Annotated in this window: 19 protein-coding genes and 1 pseudogene; 14 read left to right on the plus strand and 6 right to left on the minus strand. The window is 70.2% G+C overall.

All coding sequences use genetic code 11. The features are described from left to right. The 9 genes and pseudogenes from Q0568_RS13220 to Q0568_RS13260 form a co-directional block, all read left to right on the plus strand. A pseudogene (locus Q0568_RS13220) lies at positions 1-869 on the plus strand (F0F1 ATP synthase subunit alpha); the annotation flags it as partial. Between the two features lie 19 nt (positions 870-888). Next, a complete protein-coding gene (locus tag Q0568_RS13225; RefSeq protein ID WP_298867300.1) occupies positions 889-1,785 on the plus strand; it encodes a F0F1 ATP synthase subunit gamma in 897 nt (298 codons plus the stop codon). 26 nt (positions 1,786-1,811) lie between these two features. Beyond that, positions 1,812-3,266, plus strand: a complete 1,455-nt coding sequence (gene atpD / locus Q0568_RS13230) for a F0F1 ATP synthase subunit beta (protein WP_298867302.1) — start codon at positions 1,812-1,814, stop codon at positions 3,264-3,266. A 2-nt stretch (positions 3,267-3,268) separates the two neighbouring features. Further along, entirely contained in the window at positions 3,269-3,529 is a 261-nt protein-coding gene (locus Q0568_RS13235) for a F0F1 ATP synthase subunit epsilon (RefSeq protein WP_298867306.1), read from the plus strand. Between the two features lie 75 nt (positions 3,530-3,604). Next, positions 3,605-4,345 (plus strand): peroxide stress protein YaaA, encoded by a 741-nt coding sequence (gene yaaA / locus Q0568_RS13240; RefSeq protein WP_298867308.1) that lies wholly within the window; start codon positions 3,605-3,607, stop codon positions 4,343-4,345. A 122-nt stretch (positions 4,346-4,467) separates the two neighbouring features. Then, the gene (locus tag Q0568_RS13245) at positions 4,468-5,340 is read left to right on the plus strand and encodes a DUF5684 domain-containing protein (protein ID WP_298867309.1); all 873 of its coding nucleotides are present in this window, start codon (positions 4,468-4,470) and stop codon (positions 5,338-5,340) included. Positions 5,341-5,427: 87 nt separating this feature from the next. Next, positions 5,428-6,411: an aldo/keto reductase gene (locus tag Q0568_RS13250; protein ID WP_298867310.1), complete on the plus strand. Its 984-nt coding sequence runs from the start codon at positions 5,428-5,430 to the stop codon at positions 6,409-6,411. Between the two features lie 71 nt (positions 6,412-6,482). After that, a complete protein-coding gene (locus tag Q0568_RS13255) occupies positions 6,483-7,277 on the plus strand; it encodes a protein phosphatase 2C domain-containing protein (protein WP_298867312.1) in 795 nt (264 codons plus the stop codon). A gap of 58 nt (positions 7,278-7,335) precedes the next feature. Next, a complete protein-coding gene (locus Q0568_RS13260; protein WP_298867314.1) occupies positions 7,336-10,020 on the plus strand; it encodes an FtsK/SpoIIIE domain-containing protein in 2,685 nt (894 codons plus the stop codon). A 9-nt stretch (positions 10,021-10,029) separates the two neighbouring features. Here the strand turns inward: Q0568_RS13260 and Q0568_RS13265 are convergent, their stop codons facing one another. Then, entirely contained in the window at positions 10,030-11,025 is a 996-nt protein-coding gene (locus tag Q0568_RS13265; protein WP_298867316.1) for an asparaginase, read from the minus strand. A gap of 73 nt (positions 11,026-11,098) precedes the next feature. Between Q0568_RS13265 and Q0568_RS13270 the strand changes: the two genes are divergently transcribed. After that, positions 11,099-11,584: an OsmC family protein gene (locus Q0568_RS13270; RefSeq protein WP_298867318.1), complete on the plus strand. Its 486-nt coding sequence runs from the start codon at positions 11,099-11,101 to the stop codon at positions 11,582-11,584. Here Q0568_RS13270 and Q0568_RS13275 read toward each other — a convergent pair. Next, complete coding sequence (locus tag Q0568_RS13275) at positions 11,581-12,270, minus strand: 1-acyl-sn-glycerol-3-phosphate acyltransferase (protein ID WP_298867320.1); 690 nt, start codon at positions 12,268-12,270, stop codon at positions 11,581-11,583. The two genes, Q0568_RS13270 and Q0568_RS13275, sit on opposite strands and share 4 nt — an antisense overlap. Positions 12,271-12,481: 211 nt before the next feature. Here Q0568_RS13275 and Q0568_RS13280 point away from each other — a divergent pair, with 211 nt between their 5' ends. Together Q0568_RS13280 and dxr are read left to right on the plus strand one after the other, a co-directional pair. Beyond that, on the plus strand, positions 12,482-13,435 hold the full coding sequence (locus tag Q0568_RS13280) for an FKBP-type peptidyl-prolyl cis-trans isomerase (protein WP_298867322.1): 954 nt from the start codon (positions 12,482-12,484) through the stop codon (positions 13,433-13,435). A gap of 66 nt (positions 13,436-13,501) precedes the next feature. After that, positions 13,502-14,590, plus strand: coding sequence for a 1-deoxy-D-xylulose-5-phosphate reductoisomerase (gene dxr / locus Q0568_RS13285; protein WP_298867324.1), 1,089 nt, complete (start codon positions 13,502-13,504; stop codon positions 14,588-14,590). A gap of 76 nt (positions 14,591-14,666) precedes the next feature. Here dxr and Q0568_RS13290 read toward each other — a convergent pair whose 3' ends face one another. The 3 genes from Q0568_RS13290 to Q0568_RS13300 all read right to left on the minus strand — a co-directional run bounded on the left by Q0568_RS13290 (position 14,667) and on the right by Q0568_RS13300 (position 17,749). Beyond that, positions 14,667-16,286 carry a UDP-N-acetylmuramoyl-L-alanyl-D-glutamate--2,6-diaminopimelate ligase gene (locus Q0568_RS13290; RefSeq protein WP_298867326.1) on the minus strand — a complete coding sequence of 540 codons (1,620 nt, stop codon included), beginning with the start codon at positions 16,284-16,286 and terminating at the stop codon, positions 14,667-14,669. A gap of 96 nt (positions 16,287-16,382) precedes the next feature. Further along, positions 16,383-17,057 (minus strand): DUF1775 domain-containing protein, encoded by a 675-nt coding sequence (locus tag Q0568_RS13295; protein ID WP_298867328.1) that lies wholly within the window; start codon positions 17,055-17,057, stop codon positions 16,383-16,385. A gap of 98 nt (positions 17,058-17,155) precedes the next feature. After that, on the minus strand, positions 17,156-17,749 hold the full coding sequence (locus Q0568_RS13300) for a hypothetical protein (protein WP_298867330.1): 594 nt from the start codon (positions 17,747-17,749) through the stop codon (positions 17,156-17,158). An 81-nt stretch (positions 17,750-17,830) separates the two neighbouring features. Here Q0568_RS13300 and Q0568_RS13305 point away from each other — a divergent pair, with 81 nt between their 5' ends. After that, positions 17,831-19,147, plus strand: a complete 1,317-nt coding sequence (locus Q0568_RS13305) for an RIP metalloprotease (RefSeq protein ID WP_298867332.1) — start codon at positions 17,831-17,833, stop codon at positions 19,145-19,147. 128 nt (positions 19,148-19,275) lie between these two features. On the opposite strand, the gene Q0568_RS13310 is transcribed toward Q0568_RS13305, so the two are convergent. Then, on the minus strand, positions 19,276-21,153 hold the full coding sequence (locus Q0568_RS13310; RefSeq protein WP_298867334.1) for a chorismate-binding protein: 1,878 nt from the start codon (positions 21,151-21,153) through the stop codon (positions 19,276-19,278). Positions 21,154-21,415: 262 nt separating this feature from the next. Here Q0568_RS13310 and Q0568_RS13315 point away from each other — a divergent pair. Continuing rightward, positions 21,416-21,747, plus strand: a 332-nt coding sequence (locus Q0568_RS13315; RefSeq protein WP_298867336.1) for a flavodoxin-dependent (E)-4-hydroxy-3-methylbut-2-enyl-diphosphate synthase, incomplete at its 3' end; no start/stop codon positions are given.

A 21,747-nucleotide genomic window follows, 5' to 3' on the forward strand; every position in this document is an offset into this window, starting at 1 on the left:
GCCAGCACTGGATGTACGACGGCAAGCACGTGCTGATCGTCTTCGACGACCTGTCGAAGCAGGCCGAGGCGTACCGCGCCGTGTCCCTGCTGCTGCGTCGTCCGCCGGGGCGCGAGGCCTACCCGGGTGACGTCTTCTACCTGCACTCCCGTCTGCTGGAGCGCTGCGCGAAGCTGTCCGACGAGCTCGGCGCCGGTTCGATGACGGGTCTGCCCATCATCGAGACCAAGGCCAACGACGTCTCGGCGTACATCCCGACCAACGTGATCTCCATCACCGACGGTCAGATCTTCCTGCAGTCCGACCTGTTCAACGCCAACCAGCGTCCCGCTGTCGACGTGGGCATCTCGGTCTCCCGAGTCGGCGGTGACGCACAGGTCAAGTCGATCAAGAAGGTCTCCGGAACGCTGAAGCTGGAGCTCGCGCAGTACCGCTCCCTCGAGGCGTTCGCGATGTTCGCATCCGACCTCGACGCGGCCTCGCGTCGTCAGCTGGCTCGCGGCGCGCGCCTGACCGAGCTGCTCAAGCAGCCGCAGTACTCGCCGTACCCGGTGGAGGAGCAGGTCGTCTCGATCTGGGCCGGCACCAACGGCAAGCTCGACACCCTCGAGGTCTCGGACGTGCTGCGCTTCGAGCGCGACCTGCTGGACTACCTGCGTCGCAACACCAGCATCCTGGACACCCTCCGCGAGACGAACGTCCTCGACGATGACACCATCGCCGAGCTCGACAAGCAGACGGATGCCTTCATCCTGGAGTTCCAGGCCGGCAACGGCCAGACCATCGGCGCTCCCGGTCGCGAGGAGCACGCGGCTGCCGAGGCGGAGGACGTCAACCAGGAGAAGATCGTCAAGGGTCGTCGCGCGTAATCGCGTGAGGTACTGATTCATGGGCGCTCAACTCAGGGTCTACAAGCAGAAGATCTCTTCTGCTCAGACGACCAAGAAGATCACGAAGGCGATGGAACTCATCGCGGCTTCGCGCATTCAGAAGGCGATGGCACGCGTCAAGGCGTCCACCCCCTTCGCGCGTGCCGTGACGAGGGCCGTGTCCGCCGTCGCGACGCACTCGAACGTCGACCATCCGCTCACCCGCGAGCCCGAGAAGATCACCCGCTCCGCGGTCGTCATCTTCTCCTCGGACCGCGGCCTTGCCGGAGCCTTCAACTCGCAGATCCTCCGTGAGGGTCTCGAGGTGGCGGAGCTCCTGCGCGAGCAGGGCAAGCAGCCGGTGTTCTACCTGGTCGGCCGTAAGGCCGTGGGCTACTTCCAGTTCCGGGGCATCGCCTCGGCCGGGGAGTGGACCGGGGACATGGACAAGCCGTCGTTCCACACCGCGGAGGAGATCTCGCACGCGCTGCTGGACGCCTTCTCCCGCGGTGGGGACGAGGGCGGTGTCGACGAGATCACTCTCGTGTACAACCGCTTCGTCAGCATGATGACGCAGGAGCCGGAGTCCGTGCGCCTGCTGCCGCTGGAGATCGCGGAGGCCGACGACTCGGAGGCGGGCAGCACGGTGTACCCGCTGTACGAGTTCGAGCCCGACGCCGAGACCGTGCTGGACGCGATCCTGCCGGTGTACATCCAGAGCCGCGTGTTCAACGCGCTGCTGCAGTCGGCCGCCGCCAAGCAGGCCGCCACGCAGAAGGCGATGAAGTCGGCCAGCGACAACGCCGACAAGCTGATCACCGACTACACCCGCCTGCGCAACAACGCGCGCCAGGCCGAGATCACCCAGCAGATCGCCGAGATCGTCGGCGGCGCCGACGCACTGGCATCCAGCTGACAGACCATCAGGAAAGAGACGAAGAAATGACCCCCACCGCTACGGCTGAAACGCCTGCGACCGCGGTCGTCGGGCGCGTCGCACGCGTCAACGGTCCGGTTGTCGACATCGAGTTCCCGCACGACTCGATCCCCGACATCTACAACGCTCTGAAGACCACCATCGTCATCGGCGAGGGCTCGACGGAGATCACGCTCGAGGTCGCCCAGCACCTCGGCGACGACCTGGTGCGCGCCATCGCCCTCAAGCCGACGGACGGCATCGTCCGCGGCCAGGAGGTTCGCGACACGGGAGCTGCCATCTCGGTGCCCGTCGGCGACGTCACCAAGGGCAAGGTCTTCAACGTGATCGGCGAGGTGCTCAACGCGGCCCCCGGCGAGCAGGTCGAGATCACCGAGCGCTGGCCGATCCACCGCAAGGCCCCGAACTTCGACCAGCTCGAGTCGAAGACCACGATGTTCGAGACCGGCATCAAGTCGATCGACCTCCTCACCCCGTATGTGCAGGGCGGCAAGATCGGCCTGTTCGGCGGCGCGGGCGTCGGCAAGACGGTCCTCATCCAGGAGATGATCCAGCGCGTCGCGCAGGACCACGGCGGTGTGTCGGTGTTCGCCGGTGTCGGCGAGCGGACCCGTGAGGGCAACGACCTGATCCACGAGATGGAGGAGGCAGGCGTCTTCGACAAGACCGCCCTCGTCTTCGGCCAGATGGACGAGCCGCCGGGGACGCGCCTTCGCGTCGCGCTGTCGGCCCTGACCATGGCGGAGTACTTCCGCGATGTGCAGAAGCAGGACGTGCTGCTCTTCATCGACAACATCTTCCGCTTCACGCAGGCCGGTTCCGAGGTCTCCACGCTGCTGGGCCGCATGCCCTCCGCCGTGGGCTACCAGCCGAACCTGGCCGACGAGATGGGCCTCCTGCAGGAGCGCATCACCTCGACGCGCGGCCACTCGATCACCTCGCTGCAGGCGATCTACGTGCCGGCCGACGACTACACCGACCCGGCTCCGGCCACGACGTTCGCGCACCTCGACGCGACTACCGAGCTCAGCCGCGAGATCGCGTCGAAGGGTCTGTACCCGGCCATCGACCCGCTGACCTCCACGTCGCGCATCATGGACCCCCGCTACCTGGGCGAGGACCACTACCGCGTGGCCACCACGGTCAAGCAGATCCTGCAGAAGAACAAGGAGCTCCAGGAGATCATCGCGATCCTCGGTGTCGACGAGCTGTCCGAAGAGGACAAGATCGTCGTCGCCCGTGCGCGCCGCATCCAGCAGTTCCTGTCGCAGAACACCTACATGGCCAAGAAGTTCACGGGTGTCGAGGGCTCGACCGTCCCGCTGAAGGAGACCATCGAGTCGTTCGATGCGATCTGCCGCGGTGACTTCGACCACGTCGCCGAGCAGGCCTTCTTCAACGTCGGCGGCATCTCCGACGTCGAAGAGGCGTGGGCGCGGATCCAGAAGGAGAACGCCTGACCATGGCTCTGCACGTCAGCCTCGTCTCCGCCGACGCGGAGGTCTGGACGGGAGAGGCGTCGCTGGTCGTCGCCAAGACCGTCGAGGGCGAGATCGGATTCATGTCCGGTCACGAGCCGGTGCTGGCCATCCTCGCCGAGGGCCAGGTCCGCATCACCCGGGCCGACGGCACCAAGGTGCTGGCCAATGCGCAGGACGGCTTCCTCTCCATGGAGGGCGACGCCCTGACGATCGTGGCGGGCAACGCCGCGCTGGTCGCCTGACATCCATTTCCTGATGCGTCCGTCCGGTCGCGTGCTCGCACGCACCGGGCGGACGCTTCTGTCTGCGTGGAGCACATGAAGATCCTCCTCCCTCCCTCCGAGACCAAGCGGCCCGGCGGTCGCGCCAGGCCGCTGGACGTCGCGTCCCTCGCACTGCGGGCGCTCGCGCCGCTGCGCGAGGCCGTCATCGACGCGCTGGTCGCCCTGGCCGGCGATCCCGCCGAGGCCAGGCGAGTGCTCGGCCTCAGCGAGCGGCAGCTGGGGGAGATCGAGCACGATCGGATGCTGCGCACGGCGCCCACGATGGCGGCCGTCGACCGTTACACCGGTGTGCTGTACGACGCGCTGGATGCGGCGAGCCTGGACGCGGCGGCGCGTCGCTGGCTGGGAGCCAACGTGCTGATCCACTCGGCGCCGTTCGGCCCGGTCGGCGCTCTCGACGCCATCCCCATGTACCGGCTGGGCGCCGCGGCATCCGTGCCGGGCATCCCTCCGCTGCGACGGCACTGGGCCGATGCCGTGAGCGCCGAACTGGCGGATGTCGGATTCATCCTGGATCTCCGCAGCGAAGCCTATGTGGCGCTGGGGCCGATCCCGGCATCCGCTCCGGCAGCCTACGTGCGGGTGGTCACCGACACCGGCCGCGCGCTGAACCACTTCAACAAGAAGTCCAAGGGGCTGCTGGTGCGCTCCCTCGCGCGGTCACGACCTCGGGTGCGCTCCGTTCGAGCTCTGCTGGAATGGGCCGCCGTCGAGAGCGTCCCACTGCGCCGGACAGCGGATGCCGGAGTGCTGGAGCTCATCGCCGTCGCGTGACGCGCCGTGCGTCGCACATCATTGCCCTGCCAGGGACGGCCTGGATAGCATGGCCTGTGCGCGGTTTCGGCCGTGCATCGGGGGCGAGAGTCGTCTCCTTCGACCGGAGAAATGTGAGTCTCATGGGCTACGACGACTACGGGGCTGGATACGCCTACGGGTTCCTCGGCGCGTACTTCTTCATCCTCTTCCTGCTCAGCATCGCCGGATATGTGCTGACTGCATGGTTCCTGATGAAGATCTTCGACAAGGCCGGGGTGCAGGGCAGATGGCGCGCCTGGGTTCCGCTGTACAACATGATGGTGTTCTTCAAGCTCGGCGATGTGAGTCCGTGGCTCGTGCTCGGCTGGGTGATCGCAGGCATTCCCTTCATCGGCTGGATCGCCGGTATCGGCGCCACCGTCATGAGCATCCTCGCCGCCTACCGCATCGGTCAGAAGCTGCAGAAGGAAGGGGCCTGGGTGGTGCTGTACATCTTCCTGAGCCTCGTCTGGGAGGGCATCAACGCCTTCGACTCCTCGCGCTGGAACTCGAACATCCCGCCCTCCGGCTGGGCATCGAACAGCTTCTTCGCCGACCGCACGGTCTGGCAGGGAATCCCCGTGCAGTCCGGCGCGGCTCCCGCTGCCGGCTACGGCGCTCCCTATGGCGGCTACCCCGCACAGCCCGGCTACCCGGCACAGCAGGGCTATCCCGCACAGCCCGGTTACCCGGCACAGCCGGGTTATCCTGCTCAGCCGGGTTATGCGGCTCCGCAGCAGCCCGGCTATGGCGTGCCGCAGGTGCCGGGCACCCCGGGGCCGGCTCCGGCAGCACCCGGGGCTCCGGTTCCGCCGCCGGTGACCCCGCCTGCGGCGCCGGTTCCGCCGGCTGCTCCTCCTGCGACGCCGCCGGCTCCTCCTGCTCCTCCGGCACCTCCCGCCGGCGACGAGCCGCCCGCCGCTCCCAGCCCGGATGCCGAGCCTCCGGCGGGCCCGACGCAGCCGCCCGCATGAGCTGACAGCATCGACGACAGCGCCTCCGACCTCCTGGCCGGGGGCGCTGTCGCGTCCGCCGACCCGTGCACCGATAGTGTGGGATGCATGGGAACTTCGCAGCGCCGCGTCGGTGCATCCGGCCTCGTCGTGTCCGCCACCGGACTCGGCTGCAACAACTTCGGCCGTGCGGGCACCGTGACGCAGACGCTGGAGGGCACGCGCGCCGTGATCGATGCGGCACTGGCCAACGGGGTCTTCTTCTTCGACACCGCCGACATGTACGGCGCCGAGGCCGGGCGCAGCGAGGAGCTGATCGGCGAGGCGCTGGAGGGGCGCCGCGACCGCGTGGTGCTCGCGACAAAGTTCGGCCACGCGCGCGACATGGGCTACGACTTCGCCGGCGGTCGCGGCTCGCGCCGCTACGTGCGGCTGGCCGTGGAGCACTCGCTGCGCAGGCTGCGCACGGACTGGATCGACCTGTACCAGCTGCATCTGCCCGACCCCGAGACGCCCATCGCCGAGACCATCGACGCGCTGGACGAGCTCGTGCGCGAGGGGAAGATCCGCTATTACGGCCATTCCAACTTCACCGGCTGGCAGATGGCCGAGGCGGAGCTCACCGCCCGCGCCCGCTCCACGGGCCGGTTCATCTCGGCGCAGAACCACTACTCGCTGCTGGCGCGCGGCTCCGAGCGCGAGGCACTGCCGGCCGCGAACCGCTACGGGCTGGGCTTCTTCCCCTACTTCCCGCTGAAGAACGGTCTGCTCACCGGCAAGTTCACCCGCGAGGGCGGGCCCGCGGGCAGCCGCATCATGGACACCCGCCCGCACATCTGGGCGGACGCGCCCTGGGATGCGCTGGAGGCGTACCAACGCTTCTGCGACGAGCGTGGGATCACCATGCTGCAGGCCACGTTCGGCTGGCTGCTGGCGCAGCCCGGTGTCTCCAGCGTGATCGCCGGGGCGACCCGCCCGGAGCAGATCGAGGCCAATGCCGCCGCCGCGGATGCCTGGACGCCGACAGCGGAGGACCTGGTGCTGATCGACGGGCTGTTCCCCCTGCCCGAGGATCCGGCATCGGTGATGTGAGCGCGGGACGATTACGATGATGCTGTACCCACAGGGCGCGATGGCGTCCGCCCGATCGACGGAGACCACTCGTGCCTGAGACCACAACGCAGACGCACCGCGTCAGCGACGAGCTGCAGCTCGCCTGGGCGGGGGCGACGGATCGGGGTCGGCGTCGAGAGAACAACCAGGACTCGTACCTCGCCCGCTATCCGCTGTTCGTCGTCGCAGATGGCATGGGCGGGCACGCCGGCGGCGAGATCGCCAGTCAGTGCACGATCACCCGACTGGATGAGATGGTCACCGCGGGCGAGGTCTCGGATGCCGCGATCCAAGCCGCCCTGCATCTGGCCGTCGACGACATCCACCAGCATCCGGACACCACCGACGAGGGCACCGGCACCACGCTGACTGGTGCGTACCTGGACACGGCCGAGGACGGCACCCGCCGGTGGGTCGTGCTGAACATCGGCGACTCCCGGGTGTACCTCGCCCGCGACGAACGACTCGTGCAGGTCACCACCGATCACTCGGTGGTGCAGGAGCTGATCGCCTCGGGCAAGATCAGCCCGGAGGAGGCCGACGGGCATCCGTACAGCAACGTCATCACGCGTGCGGTGGGAGCCAGCGAGCTCGTCGCGCCCGACTACGTGATCGTGGAGCCGCGTGACGGCGACCGCCTGGTGGTGTGCTCCGACGGCCTGACCAAGGAGCTCACGGACTACGGCATCCTGCACTTCCTGCGCGAGAACCCCGATCCGGGTGCGGCTGTGGATGCGATGGTCGATGCCGCGCTGGAGAACGGCGGTCGCGACAACGTGACCGTCATCGTCGTGCAGGTGATCCTTCCCGAATCGTCCTCCACAGACGCCGATTCCGAGGAATGACGCCCGCGGCCTGTGGATAGGCCGTTTTCGCGAGGGCTGATGCTGTCGAATGGGCGGCATGGAGTCCACCACCATCGTCCTGCCGTCCGCACCCGCTGACACCCGCCGGCCGCCCCTGCCGCTGCTGGCCGCGGTGGTGCCCGTCGCCGCGGGCATCGTGCTGTGGTTGGTGACGGGCTCGCTGTTCGCGCTGTGCTTCGCCGCCCTCGGGCCGCTGATGCTCGTGGCGTCGTACGTCGATGGGCTGCGTACGCGGCGCAGGGAGCGCCGACGGGGCCGCGAGGAGAGCGACGCGGCCTGGGAGCGGGCCGAGACCGAACTGGAGCGCCTGCATGCGCAGGAGCACGCCGACGCCTGGCGTCGAGAGCCGGGGGTCGTGCAGAGCCTGCAGGAGCTGCCGCTGCGCAGTGGAGAGGCTCCGGACCAGCGCACCTTCGTCATGCTCGGACGGGGCGCACGGCCCAGCACCGTGCAGGCCCGTGGGGGAGACGACGACCGCTCGCGGGCGTTCCGCACCCGCGCGAGAGAACTGGACGACGCTCCCGTGTCGGTGCCGCTGGGCCGCGGCATCTGCATCCGCGCGGCGGGGCCCGTCGCCGAGGCCGTCGCGAGGGCGATCGTGGTGCAGCTGTGCCTGCGCTTCGGCCCCTCGCTGCTGGGGATCAGCGGCGAAGCGATCAACGCCTGGGGCCTGAGCGGCTATCCGCACGCGGGGAGGATGCGCTCGGCGTTCCGCATCGCCCTCGGAGAGGGCGACGGCCGTGCCGACGCGCTGATCTGCATCCGGATGCCGGGGGAGGAGCCGCCGGAGGGCGTGACGACCGTGCTGGACTGCAGTGCACCGGCCCGTTCGCGGATGCGCACACCCGACGGCGAGCGCGAACTGGCCGCCGAGGCGCTGTCGGTCCAGCAGGCGCGCATCATCGGCGCGGAGCTCGCCGACAGGGCGGACGCCGAGACCGCGATCCCGGACCGGATCGGTCTTGACGAGCTCGAAGCGGCGGATGCCGGCGGCCTGGCCGCGGCGATCGGGCGGGGGGAGCGCGGCGATCTGAGCGTGTCACTGGTCGAGGACGGGCCGCACGCCATCGTCACGGGCATGACCGGAACAGGCAAGAGCGAGCTGCTGACCAGCTGGGTCACGGCACTGGCCGCGACGCACTCGCCGGAGGAGCTGGCATTCGTGCTGGTGGACTTCAAGGGCGGCACGGCGTTCGATCCGCTGCGCCGCCTGCCGCACGTGGTCGCGGTCATCACGGACCTGGACGCGGAAGGGGCGCGGCGCGGCGTGGGCAGCCTCACCGCAGAGCTGCGCCGCCGCGAGGCTGCGCTCGGCCGGGCCGGAGTGCGCGACGTGGAGGACTGCGCCGGGCTGTCCCGGCTGGTGATCGTCATCGACGAGTTCGCCGCCCTGCTGCAGGAGCATCCGGACCTCGGAGCCGTCTTCACCGATGTCGCGGCCCGCGGCCGGGCTCTGGGCATGCACCTCGTGCTGGGCACGCAGCGGGCCAGCGGGGTGATCCGCGACGCGCTGGCGGCCAACTGTCCGCTGCGCATCAGCCTGCGGGTGGCCGAGCCCGCCGACAGCCGCTTCGTGATCGGATCGGACGCCGCGGCGGAACTGCCCGGCGGCACGGAATCGCGGGGGCTGGCGTTCGTGCGCCGTCCGCGCGACAGTCGGGCCGAGCCTGCTCGTATCGCCCTCACCGCCGACGCGGACATCGAGGCTGCGGCGCGGCGCTGGAGCGGGCATCGGGCCCAGCCCAGTCCGTGGCTGCCACCGCTTCCGTCGAAGCTGGAACTCCCTGCCGACGAGCTGTCCGCAGGCGTGGTGCTGGGGCTCGCGGATGAGCCCGACCGGCAGCGCCAGCCGTGGCTGCATCTGGCCGACGGCGATGGACTCGCGATCATCGGGGGACCCGGGTCGGGGAAGAGCTCCGCGGTGGCCCTGCTGGCGGCTCAGCTGCCGGACGCCGTCGTGATCCCGCAGGATCCGGAGGCGGCGTGGGATGTCGTGGCGCAGCTGTGCGCGGGCGCGCACGGCCCCGTGCTGTGCGATGACCTGGATCTGCTGGCGGCGCAATACCCGCCGGACTACGCGCAGGTGTTCACGGGTCGTTGGGAGATGATCGTGCGGGCTCCCTCGACCACGGTGATCACCCTGTCTCGGGTGTCGGGCCCGCTCGGCAGGCTGATCGACGCCGTGCCCCGGCACGCACTGCTGCGGCTGACCAGCAAGGTCGAGCACATCGCCGCGGGCGGCGAGCCGGCGGCCTTCGACCGCGGGCGCCCGACGGGCCGGGCCTGGATGGACGGCCTCGAGGTGCAGCTGTGCCTGCCGGCAGAGGGGGCGCAGCGCGACCAGCGCACGTCGGAGAGCGGCGCGTGGCGGCCGAGCGGTCCGCGCACCGGGATCATCACGCCGGCCGTCGGCGCCACCGCGGCCGTGCTGGCCTCCGCGCATCCGGGGCAGCGGGTGATGTCGTTGCGCGACCTCGCGCCCGGCGCTCCCGCGGCCGAGGATGCAGTGATCGTCGTCGGCGACCCCGAGGAGTGGCGCGCGCAGTGGGCGCTGCTGCAGGGCATCCGCACGACGGGCGAGCTGGTGGTCGCTGCGGAATGCGCGACCGAACTGCGTCAGCTCGCCGGTGTCCGTGAGCTGCCGCCCTACGCGCAGCTCCACGCTGATCGGGCGTGGAGCGTGCAGGCGGGGAGTCCGCCTCAGCGGGTGCTGCTGGGCTGAGTGCTGGTGTCAGATCCCCGCTGCGGGGCGCACGCGTCCCACCGGCTGCCCGCCCCCGAGGATCTCCAGCGGCAGTGCTGCCGTCAGCGTGGCGACATCGGCCTCGCTCACCGCCCCGGCGCGGGCCAGCAGCGTGGCCGCGACGACGGCGGCCGCGCGGCCGCTGCCGTCCAGCATCTTCAGCGCCACCGTGGTGGCATCCGGGGCCACCATCACCATCACGCCCTCGGCGCCGCCCTTCGCGAAGACGCCGAGCGTTTCGACCGCGATGGTGTCCGGCTCGCCGGGACCGGCGATCGTCCACGGGTTCTCGCGCACCGCACGCACCAGGGCGCCCGCGACGCGGTGCAGGGCGAAGGGCGACCTCTCCGAGGCGGAGCCGATGCGGTGGATGCCGCGAGCGAGCCCCGCGAGGGTGATCGCATGCACGGGAGCGCCGCAGCCGTCGACGGCAGTATGCGCGATCCTCTCACCGGTCAGCCGCTCCACGACCTCGCGGATGTGCACCTGCAGCGGGTGCGCGGGGTCGAGGTATCCTGCGGTCGGCCAGCCGGTGGCCACGCATGCTCGCAGCATGAGCGCGTGCTTGCCGGAGCAGTTCATCCGGATGCGGGCCTCGCCCGCGTGGTCGCGGATCATCTCGCGGCGCGTCGCCGTGTCGGAGGGCCACGCCGGCGGGCAGGCCAGGTCGTCCTCGGTGAGCCCGGCGGCCGTGAGGATCTCACGCACGACCTCGACGTGCCGATCGGTGCCGGTGTGGCTGGCGGTGCCCAGCGCCAGCTGCTCGCCCTCCAGCACCGCACCGGCCGTCAGGCTGGCGACGGCCTGCAGGGGCTTGAGGCTGGAGCGCGGAAGGATCAGGGCGTCGGCGTTGCCGTGCTGGGCGATGACCTCGCCCTCCGGGGACAGCACGATGGCGGCGCCGGCATGGCGGGACTCCACGAAGCCGCTGCGCTCCACGATCGCGAGTTCGACGGCATCACGGACAGTCAGGGTCTCCAGCACCACACCAGCCTACTGTGCGGCGTCTGCCGGCCGAGGAAGGTCCCTGCAGGCTGAGAGGTGCAAGACTCGTCCCATGGCACAGCATCCGCTCGGCGAACACCGCTACGCGCTCACGACCACCTGGACCGGCAATCTCGGCACGGGGACGAGCGGATACCGCGACTACACCCGCGATGTGCTCGTGCGCGCCGCGGGCAAGCCCGACATCCTGGCATCCTCCGACAAGCCCTTCCGAGGCGACCCCACCCGCTGGAACCCGGAGGACATGCTGATCGCGGCCCTGTCGGAGTGTCACCTGCTCTCGTACCTGCACGTGTGCGTCACCAGGGGCGTCGTGCTCACCGCGTACCGGGACGAGGCCACCGGGGTGATGCGCGAGGACGGGCGCAGCGGCGGTGCATTCACCGAGGTCGTGCTGCATCCGCACGTGACCGTCGCCGACGCGTCCATGGTCGAGGCAGCCCGCGAGGCGCATCACCAGGCGCACGAGTGGTGCTTCATCGCCAACTCGGTCAACTTCCCCGTGCGCTACGAGGTCACCGTCGACGTCGCGTCCTAGCGGCGCTCGTGGGGCAGCGCCTGCTTGAGCTTGTCGATCGGGTTCTGCGCCGGCGGCTCGTTGTACACGCCGGCCAGCTCCTGCCCGCTGAGCTCGTGGATGGCGGTCATGATCTCGTCCGTCGCCAGGCGCCTGGCCTTGCCGCTGGTGGCCGGACCGTGCTTGGAGACGTCGATCGGCTCGCCGAAGCGCACCGTGATGCGCTCCTTGAATGACGGCATCCTCGCGCCCACCGGCATCGCACGATCGGTGCCGATCAGCCCCACCGGCACCACCGGGGCGCCGGTCTGCAGGGCCAGGAACGCCACGCCCGTGCGGCCCTTGTAAAGCCGGCCGTCGGTGGAGCGGGTGCCCTCCGGGTACAGCGCGACGGCGAGGTCCTCCTCCAGCAGCTGTCGCTGCTGGTCCAGCGCGTCCAGTGCGGCCTGACCGCCGCCTCGGCGCACCGGGATCGCGCCGACCGAGGTGAAGAACTCGCGGGAGAGTGCGCCCTTCAACCCGGTGCCCTCGAAGTAGCTCGACTTCGCGAGGAAGTGCACGGTCCGGGGCGCCGCGACCGGGATGGCCATCGAGTCGATGAACGACAGGTGGTTGCTGGCGAGGATCACCGGGCCGGTGCGCGGCACGTTCTCGCGGCCCTCGATACGGGGCCGGTAGACCACGCGGGCCAGGGGAGTGGCCACCATGCGGCCGACCCTGTACTTGAATCCTGCATGTCGCGGGGTGTGCGATTCCGGTTCGTGCTCGGACCCGCCGGACTGCTCAGAACTCATCAGAGAAGTTTATCCAGCCGCGCATGCCCGCGACGGAATGTCGACGGGGGACCCGGCATTCAGCCGCGGCAAAGCCCGATACGGGAGGATGGTCTCTTCCGTCCAGCGATTTCGAGGTCCCATCTTGCGCCTGCGTCCCCTCGCCCTCCTCTCCACTCTCGCCGTCTCGGCGATGCTGCTCGCCGGATGTGCGGGCTCGTCCTCGCCGAACCCGTCGTCGTCCTCGACTCCGGGTGCCTCCGGCGACGTGTGTTCCCAGGCCGTGAAGCCCGGCGCCGTGTCCGACAGCGTGAAGATCACCGGCGACTTCGGCACGCCCTCGACGGCCACCTTCGAGCTCAAGCAGAAGGTGAAGGACCTGCAGCGCACCGTCGTCAGCAAGGGTGACGGCGCGACGATCAAGAAGGGCGACTACGTCACCTACGCGATCAGCGCGTTCGACACCGAGACGGGCAAGCGCATCGGCGACCTCGGCTACAAGGCCGACGAGATCCTTCCGCAGAACGTCCTGGCCAACCAGACGCTGGCGCAGGTGATCGGCTGCGTGCCCCTCGGCACCCGCATTGCCGCGGCGTTCCCCGCTCAGCAGGGCGGAACGGGCTCGCAGGTGTACATCATCGATGTGCTGAAGACCAGCCCCACCGCGGCGTGGGGCAAGGATCAGGCCCCCGTCGACGGAATGCCGACCGTCAAACTCGCGAGCGATGGTGAGCCCGCCATCACGATCCCCAAGACCGACGCGCCCGCCGACCTGAAGATCTCCGTGCTCAAGGAGGGCGACGGCGGTGCGGTCGCTGACGGCGACACCACGTTGCTGCAGTACTACGGCGTCACCTGGGCCGATGGCAAGAGCTTCGATTCGTCGTGGAAGAACGGCGAGCCCATCACCGTGCCCGGCAACGCCTACGTGCCCGGCTTCGTCAAGGCGCTGGCAGGTCAGAAGGTCGGCTCGCAGGTGCTCGTGGTCATCCCGCCTTCCGAGGGCTACGGCGACAAGGCGCAGGGCTCGATCCCGGCGAACTCCACGCTGGTGTTCGTGATCGACATCCTCGCCACCCAGCACGTGGCGGCCGGGTAGCGCCATCCTCCAGACGCGGCGGTCCCGATCCTCTCGGGGTCGCCGCGTCGTCGTTAGGCTGGCGGTATGCGTCGCATCATCGTGCTCGGCTCCACTGGCTCCATCGGAACGCAGGCTCTGGACGTGATCCGCGCCAATCCACGGCGCTTCGAACTGGTGGGCCTCTCGGCGGGCACCAATGCCGAGCTGGTGGCGCAGCAGGCCGAGGAGTTCCAGGTCGAGCACACGGCACTGGGCGCTGAGGAGTCCGAGCAGCTGGTACGCGACGTCGAGGCGGACGTCGTGCTGAACGCCATCACCGGGTCGATCGGCCTGGGCTCGACGCTGGCCACGCTGAAGGCCGGTCGCACCCTGGCGCTGGCCAACAAGGAGTCGCTGATCGTCGGCGGCGAGCTGGTCCGCACCGCGGCAGGCGAGGATCAGCTCGTACCCGTCGACTCCGAGCACTCGGCCATCGCGCAGGCGCTGCGCGCGGGCGCTGCCGGCGAGGTGCGCAGGCTCGTGGTCACGGCATCCGGCGGTCCCTTCCGCGGCCGTAGCCGCGCCGAACTGGCCGAGGTGACCCCGGTGCAGGCGCTCGCGCACCCGACCTGGAACATGGGCCGGATGGTCACCACCAACTCCGCGACCCTGGTCAACAAGGGCCTGGAGGTCATCGAGGCGCACCTGCTGTTCGACGTGGACTACGACGACATCGAGGTGGTCGTGCATCCGCAGTCCATCGTGCACTCCATGGTGGAATTCGTGGACGGCTCCACGATCGCGCAGGCCTCGCCGCCCGACATGCGACTGCCCATCTCGCTCGGGCTGGACTGGCCGCACCGGGTGGGCGGCGTGGGGCGCCCGCTGGACTGGAAGCAGGCGTCCAGCTGGACCTTCGAACCGCTGGACTCCGAGGCGTTCCCCGCCGTGGCCCTGGCCAAGGCCGTGGGGCGCGCGGGCAGGGCCTATCCCGCCGTCTACAACGCCGCCAACGAGCAGGCGGTGAACGCCTTCCACGAGGGGCGGCTTTCGTTCCTCGGCATCGTCGACACCATCCAGCGCGTCGTGGACGTGCACGAGCCTCTCGACGGCGAGCTGACGGTCGAGACGCTGGCGGATGCCGAGACCTGGGCCCGCGCGAAGGCTGACGCGCTCATCGCCGCCGCCTCGTAAAGCCCGTCTATCTGCGCCGAATGCGCTGTTTCCGGGTGAAAACAGCGCATTCGGCGCAGACAGAGCGGCCTTGCGGTCAGACCTCGTCGTCGTAGGGGACGGGCCAGTGCGAGGCGGGCGCCGGCCAGCCCGCGGCGATGAGCGCGCGACGGGCGAGCTCGCGAGCCGAGTACGGGGTTCGCACGCCGCGGATGTCGCGGTAGTCCTGGTGGCCGGGGCCCGCCCACAGGATCGCGTCGCCGTCGCCGACCAGGCTCACGGCCTCGACGATGGCCTTCTCCGGCGGCGTGAACTCGTGGATCTCGGCATCCGGGCGGGCCCTGCGGGCCCCGGCGACGAGTGTCGCGCGGATGGACGCCGCGTCCTCGAACCGCGGGTGGTGGTCGGTGACCACGAGGATGTCGCTGCCCTCCACGGCCGTGCGGGCCATGTCGTACCTCTTGGTGGCGTCGCGGTCGCCGTCGGCGCCGAACAGCATCAGCACCTTGCCGGGCGTGACGCGGCGCACCGCGGCGAGGGTCTTCTCGAAGGCATCCGGGGAGTGCCCGAAGTCCACGTACACGGCGGGGCCCTTCTCGCCGGAGACGAACTGCGTGCGGCCGGGCAGATACGCGATGATCTGGCCGTCGCGCTCGAGCGCCGCGACCAGGCGGTCCCACTCGTAGCCGCCCTCGAGCAGCATCACGATGGCCAGGCCCGCGTTGGCCGCCATGTGCTGGCCGATCACGGGCACCAGCGTCGTCAGCGAGCGGCCGTCGCGCGCGGTGAGCGTGAACAGCGTGCCGGCCTGCCGCTCGTCGTCGATGGTGACGACCCAGTCGGCCTGCTTCGCGGCATCCGGGTCCGCGGCGATCGACGGCGTGCCGACGGTCACGACGGGGATCGTCGAGGCGGAGACGACACGGGCGCCGAACGGCGAATCCAGGCTCACCACGCCGCGGCGCGCGTGCGCGGGAGTGAACAGGGGCAGCTTGGCCTGGAAGTACTCCTCCATGTCGGCGTAGTCGTCGAGGTGGTCGTGCGTGAGGTTCGTGAACCCGGCCACATCGAACACCAGGCCGTCCACGCGATGCCTCGACAGCGCCTGCGCGCTCACCTCGACCGCGACGGCCTGCACGTCGCGCTCCCGCATGAGGGCGAGCAGCGCGTGCATCTCGGATGCCTCGGGCGTGGTCAGCCGCGAGACGATGACCTCGCCGGCGATGTGCCGCTCGGCCGTGGAGGACAGTCCGGAGACCACGCCCAGCTGGTCGAGGATGCCCTGCAGCAGGTGCGAGACGCTGGTCTTGCCGTTGGTTCCGGTCGTGCCGAACAGCACCGGCAGCGGGTCTGACGCGCCTGTGCCGTACACCCACGCGCTCAGCTCGCCCAGCACTGCCCGCGGGTCCTCGACGATGAGGATCGGGAGGCCGGCGGATGCCGCGATGTCGGCGCCCTCCGCGTCGGTGATGATCGCGACGGCGCCCTGATCGGCGGCGGTCTGCGCGAACTCGGCACCGTGCCGGTTCACGCCGTGGATGGCGACGAACGCCTCGCCGGCACGCAGGTCGGCGGTGGCGAGGGTGATGCCGCTGAGCTCGACGCCCGCGAGATCGCCGCGGACCTCCTGAGCGAAGCGGTCGGCGAGCTCGGCCAGGGAGCGACGGGGTGGGTCGGCGGGGCGGAGCACGGGCGGCAGAGAGGGCGAAGTGGTCATATCGTCTTCCATGATCTCACGCAGCGGGCCGCCTGCCCGCGCGGCGACCCGCTGAGGCGTGCGCCGCCCGCGGATGGACGGCGCACGCGCTGACCGTCAGGCGCGGCGGCGGTACGCGGCCACCGCCACGACGAGTGCGGCGATCCCGGCCACGAGTCCTCCGGCGCCGAGCACGGTCGGCACCACGGGGTACGCGTCCGCCGTCGATGACGCATCGGCCGTCGCGGCATCCGTGTGATCGCCATGGTCGGCCGCGGCCGCGGCCGGGGTGGTGGCGGTCTTCGTGAGCGTGATCGCGGGCGCAGGGGAATCCAGCTTCTCGGCGTCCTGGCCCTTCTTCGCGACCTCGGTCCACTCGTTGGTCCCCGTCTCGCAGGTCTGCTCCACGGGGAAGACGAGGTTCTCCGGCGCGTTCTCGGCGGGGCGGAACGAGAGGCTGACGGCGCCGCGCACGCCCTTGGGCACCGGGCGGATGGCCGTGTACGTGATCGCCGACGTGTAGCCGTCCGCACCCTTCTCGATCTGGGTGTCCCACGCGGCGTCGAACGTCGGATCCGCGACGGGCGATCCGTCCGGGATCGTGATCCGCAACGACGTCGTGGGCGACTCCGCGCAGCCGTGCGAGAACGAGAAGGTCAGCAGCGTCGACGCGTCGCGGGGGACGGCATCCGGCGAGACGCCGACGTGCGCGCTGGCCATGGCGGGTGTCGCGATGACGATGCCCGCGGCGATGGCAGCGATGATCGCGCCGCGGCGAAGGGAAATAGTCATGGGTGTTCTCCTGAGTGTGATGTGCGGGCGGCCGGTGGCGTGGCCCGCGACGAATACCGCCGTCTCGGTGAGAGGGCGGGCGATGGCCGATCCGGGGATCAGCCGCAGGAGAGCGCAGGAGGACCGCGCCGGCAGACACCGCCGAGCAGGATGCGGCTCAGCGGACTCGTCGTCGTGTCACCGGGTGTCGCGCGGAACGGCGTGCTCGTGCGGAGCACGGGCTCCCGCCGGCGCAGCACGGCACGCACCCAGCGCGTGATCGCGCGCAGGATGAGTTCGCCGCGCCACAGCAGCACGGTGGTGACCACGGCGGCGCACAGATGCGCGACGAGCATCGGAGCGTCGAGGCTCGAGGTGTGGGCAGAGGGCATCACGACGGCCAGATCCGCGGGGGTCAGCACGCCGTGCTGGTGCGTGCCCGGCGCCGCTCCCGCAAGCGGGATGTCGCCGGTGACCGCGAACAGCAGGTGGAAGAGGACCTGTGTGATGGTCACCGCACCGGTGATGCCCGCCAGTCGCACGGTGCGTCCCACGAGCACCGCGGCGAGCGGGGTCAGCAGGACGGAGACCGCGAGCATCAGCAGCGGATTCGGCGCCTGCCCGCCTCCGATGGTGTGGGACACCGCAGCGAGGAGAGTGGCGATCACGGATGCCGCGGCGCCTCTCACGATCCGCAGCTGCCTCGGTGTCACACGACCAGCCTAGAGGACAGGGGGCTCGGCGCAGGCCGGAGGGCACAGCGGATTCCTCGACGCAGCCACTAGCGTGGTCGGGTGGAGATCCTGCTGTATCTGGGCGGCATCGTGTTCATGCTCGTGGGCCTCGGCCTGTCGATCGGGCTGCACGAGGTCGGCCATCTGCTGCCCGCCAAGCTGTTCGGCGTGCGGGTCGGCCAGTACATGATCGGCTTCGGCCCGCGGGTGTGGTCCAGGCGCATCGGCGAGACCGAGTACGGCTTCAAGGCCCTCCCGCTGGGCGGGTTCATCTCCATGTCCGGCATGTACCCGCCCTCCACGAAGACCCGTGCAGCCAGGCGCGTCTTCGCCGCCCTGGTGCAGGACGCCCGCACCGCGAACGACGAGACCATCGCCGACGGTGCCGAGGAGCGGGTCTTCTACCGCCTGCCGGTGTACAGGCGCGTCATCATCATGCTGGGCGGGCCGGTGATGAACCTCATCCTCGCCGTGCTGATGTTCACACTGATGGCATCCGGTATCGGCATCCAGCAGGCGTCCACGACCATCTCCTCGATCACGCAGTGCGTGGTGCCCGCCGGCGTCACCCAGCAGACCTGCACGGCATCCGATCCGAAGGCACCGGCTGCCGACGCCGGGTTCGAGCCCGGCGATGAGCTGGTGAGTGTGGGCGGCACGAAGATCACCTCGTTCGCGCAAGCCTCGCAGATCATTCAGGACTCCCCGGGCAAGGAGCTCGACGTCGTCGTGCGCCGCGCAGGCCAGGAGAAGACGCTGCAGCTCACGCCGGTCGCGGCCGAGCGCGGCGAGGTGGATGCCTCGGGCAGGCCCGTGCAGGACAAGGCGGGCAAGCCGGTCACGCACACCGTCGGCTACGCCGGGATCACCGCGAAGCTGGAGTACGTGCAGCAGCCCATCGGCACGGGCACCGAGCTGGCCATGCAGCAGGTGCAGGGCGTCACCTCGCTGGTGATCAATCTGCCCGCCAAGCTCTGGAACGTGGGGGAGTCCCTGTTCACCGGTACGCAGCGCGACCCCAACGGGCCGCTGAGCGTGGTGGGCGTGGGCCGGATCGCCGGTGAGGTCGCGGCGACGGATGCCCCGGTGCTGAACCGCCTGGGAGTGCTGCTGAACCTGCTCGGCGCGCTGAACATCGCCCTGTTCGTCTTCAACCTCATCCCGCTGCTGCCGCTGGACGGCGGACACATCGTGGTGGCGCTCTGGGACGGCATCAAGCGCACCTGGGCCAAGATCACGGGTCGCCCCGAGCCCGCGCCGGTGGATGCCACCCGGCTCGTGCCGGTCACCGTCGTGGTGGCCGTGCTGCTGATCGCGATGGGAGCGCTGCTGATCATCGCCGACATCGTCAAACCCCTGAACCTGCTGGGCGGCTGACCGCATCCGTCGCGGTGCCGGTGTGTCGGAATACTGATGTCGCCCGTTGCGCACGGCGTGTCGTAGACCGACGCGCCGTGCGACGTCGCATCCATCAGTGATCCGTGACGCCGCGCGTGCGAGCAGCCTCACCTCAGCGCGTGCGCGACCAGCCGCTCCAGGGTCGCATACCCGTCGCGGGACAGGATCGACTCCAGGTGGCCCTGGATCGAGGCGAAGCGCTCGCCGCGCAGCGCGTACACGTCGCCGGTCGCGGCGTCCGCCGCCACCTCGGCAGCATCCACCCTCGTGGTGCCGGGGGCGACGCGCGCGGTGAAGGTGTTGTAGAAGCCCACCGAGGCGTCCTCCCCGAACACCGGGATGGTCTTCTGCACGCCCTGGTAGGGCGAGTCCAGCGGAACCAGGTCGATGCCCAGGCTGTCGGCGAGGATCTGGTGGCTCAGGCACACCGCCAGCAGGGGAGCCCCCGCGGCGCGGCGGCGCGCGACGACCTGCTGCATGCGGACGATGCGCGGCGAGGAGCCGTCGCGGGGATCGCCCGGGCCAGGACCGGACACCACCAGGTCGGCGGCATCGATCTGGTCGTCGCTCACCTCCGACCAGGGGGCGATGGTCACGTCGAGCCCGAGGTGCCGCAGCTGGTGCGCCAGCATCGTGGTGAAGCGGTCCTCCGCATCCACCACCAGCGCCGTGCTTCCCGCGAAGCGGCCGCCGGGCTGCACATCCTGCGGCTGCATCCAGAAATCGGCCAGGCGGGTGTTGCGGGATGCCAGCAGGGCGGCGATCTCCGGGTCATCGGCGAGCACGGCGGGCGCCGGGGCGTCGTCGTCGCGGGCCTCGGCGGCGAGATCCCGCTCGATGGCGCCGATCGCCCCGAGCACGCCGGCGGCCTTGCCGTGGGTCTCGCTGACCTCGCCGAACGGGTCGGAGTGCCGCACGAGCGTGGCGCCCACCGATACGCGCAGGCGTCCTCGGTCGAGGTACACGGTGCGGATCAGGATGGGCGCGTCCAGGTCGTGCCCGCCTGCGGCGTTGGGCGTGAAGAGTGCGGCGACGCCGGAGTAGTAGCCCCGCGGGGCGCGCTCGTGCCGCTGGATCACCGTGCAGGCGTTCTGCATGGGGGATCCGGTGACGGTGGGTGCGAACATGGTCTCGCGCAGTATCTCGCGCGGGTCCAGCCGGCTGCGTCCGCGGAGCATGTACTCGGTGTGAGTGAGCCGCGACATCTCCTTCAGATGCGGGCCGGTGATGCGCCCGCCGTCGGAGCACACCTGGCTCATCATCTTCAGTTCCTCGTCGACGACCATGAACAGCTCCTCGGTCTCCTTCGTGGAGGAGAGGAACTCGCCCAGCGTCTCGCGCGTCGCGCCGCCCGCCGGGTGGCGGAAGGTGCCGGAGATGGGGTTCATCGTCACCATGCCGCCGCGCGCGACGACGTGCGCTTCGGGGCTCGCGCCCACGGCGATGTGCCCGGGGGTGATCACCGCGAAGGTCCAGTACGCGCCGCGCTCGTGCTCGAGCAGCGCCCGGAACCAGGTCAGCGCGGCCGTGCGGTCGTCACCCTCGAACGAGGCCACGTAATCGCGGCGGATGACGAAGTTCGCGCCCTCGCCGCGGCCGATCTCCTCGGCGATCACGCGCTGCACGATCTCGGCGTACTCCTCGTCGGAGATGTCGAAGCCGCCGTCGTGCAGCGGGATGCGGGCCGAGGGGAGTGCGGAGGCCAGCCCTGCGGCATCCGTCCGTTCGTGCTCCGCGACCACCAGGCAGCGCAGCGGCGTGCCGTCGTCCTGCGCGGCGAAGCCGCGCTCCCGCACCTGCCGGTACGGCACCATCGCGAAGACCTCGCGCGGACCGTCCTCGCCGTGCAGCGGGATGTCGGCCAGCGCCTCGACGTCGACGAGCTCGCCGGTCAGCAGCTCCACACCGCCGTCGCGGGCGATGAGCACGAACGACGCCTCCGGGTCGGCGGCGAGCTCGCGGATGCGGTCGGGCAGAGCGGTCATGTTCTCTCCAGATTCAGAGGATCCGGTGCGGACACGAAAAAGACCGCCCCGGAAGGCGGTCGAGTTCTCGTGGGTACGCGAAACACCGCCTAGGAGGCGGGCCACCAGGAGCGGGTCGCGGACATACCGCGAAAGTACCACAGAGCGGATGCCTCACCCGACCCCGTGACAGGGGAGCCGCGCGAGAGGTCGGCATCCTGAGAGACGGGTGCGGATGCCCGGCATCCAGCCCACATCGATCCGTCGGCGGTAGCCTTGAGGAGTGCCAGCAGTGAACCTCGGGATGCCGCGCGTCCCCTCAGTCCTCGCTCCTCGTCGCAAGTCCCGTCAGATCCGGGTCGGCAAGGTGCTCGTCGGCGGCGACGCCCCGATCAGCGTGCAGTCGATGACCACGACGAAGACCACCGACATCAACGGCACTCTGCAGCAGATCGCCGAGCTCACGGCGGCCGGCTGCGAGATCGTGCGCGTGGCGGTGCCGTCGCAGGATGACGCCGATGTGCTGCACATCATCGCGGCCAAGAGCCAGATCCCGGTCATCGCCGACATCCACTTCCAGCCCAAGTACGTGTTCCAGGCCATCGATGCCGGATG

Origin of the sequence: uncultured Microbacterium sp. (assembly GCF_937927635.1) — a bacterium.
In the GTDB taxonomy this organism is placed as follows: Bacteria; Actinomycetota; Actinomycetes; order Actinomycetales; family Microbacteriaceae; genus Microbacterium.

Bases quoted from the DNA above. Each gene is read 5' to 3' on its own strand.
- atpD (WP_298867302.1), top strand. From the start codon at position 1,812: ATGACCCCCACCGCTACGGCTGAAACGCCTGCGACCGCGGTCGTCGGG.
- Q0568_RS13290 (WP_298867326.1), bottom strand. From the start codon at position 16,286: ATGACCACTTCGCCCTCTCTGCCGCCCGTGCTCCGCCCCGCCGACCCA.
- yaaA (WP_298867308.1), top strand. From the start codon at position 3,605: ATGAAGATCCTCCTCCCTCCCTCCGAGACCAAGCGGCCCGGCGGTCGC.
- Q0568_RS13235 (WP_298867306.1), top strand. From the start codon at position 3,269: ATGGCTCTGCACGTCAGCCTCGTCTCCGCCGACGCGGAGGTCTGGACG.
- Q0568_RS13270 (WP_298867318.1), top strand. From the start codon at position 11,099: ATGGCACAGCATCCGCTCGGCGAACACCGCTACGCGCTCACGACCACC.
- Q0568_RS13245 (WP_298867309.1), top strand. From the start codon at position 4,468: ATGGGCTACGACGACTACGGGGCTGGATACGCCTACGGGTTCCTCGGC.
- Q0568_RS13225 (WP_298867300.1), top strand. From the start codon at position 889: ATGGGCGCTCAACTCAGGGTCTACAAGCAGAAGATCTCTTCTGCTCAG.
- Q0568_RS13310 (WP_298867334.1), bottom strand. From the start codon at position 21,153: ATGACCGCTCTGCCCGACCGCATCCGCGAGCTCGCCGCCGACCCGGAG.
- Q0568_RS13295 (WP_298867328.1), bottom strand. From the start codon at position 17,057: ATGACTATTTCCCTTCGCCGCGGCGCGATCATCGCTGCCATCGCCGCG.
- Q0568_RS13260 (WP_298867314.1), top strand. From the start codon at position 7,336: ATGGAGTCCACCACCATCGTCCTGCCGTCCGCACCCGCTGACACCCGC.
- Q0568_RS13250 (WP_298867310.1), top strand. From the start codon at position 5,428: ATGGGAACTTCGCAGCGCCGCGTCGGTGCATCCGGCCTCGTCGTGTCC.
- Q0568_RS13275 (WP_298867320.1), bottom strand. From the start codon at position 12,270: ATGGTGGCCACTCCCCTGGCCCGCGTGGTCTACCGGCCCCGTATCGAG.
- dxr (WP_298867324.1), top strand. From the start codon at position 13,502: ATGCGTCGCATCATCGTGCTCGGCTCCACTGGCTCCATCGGAACGCAG.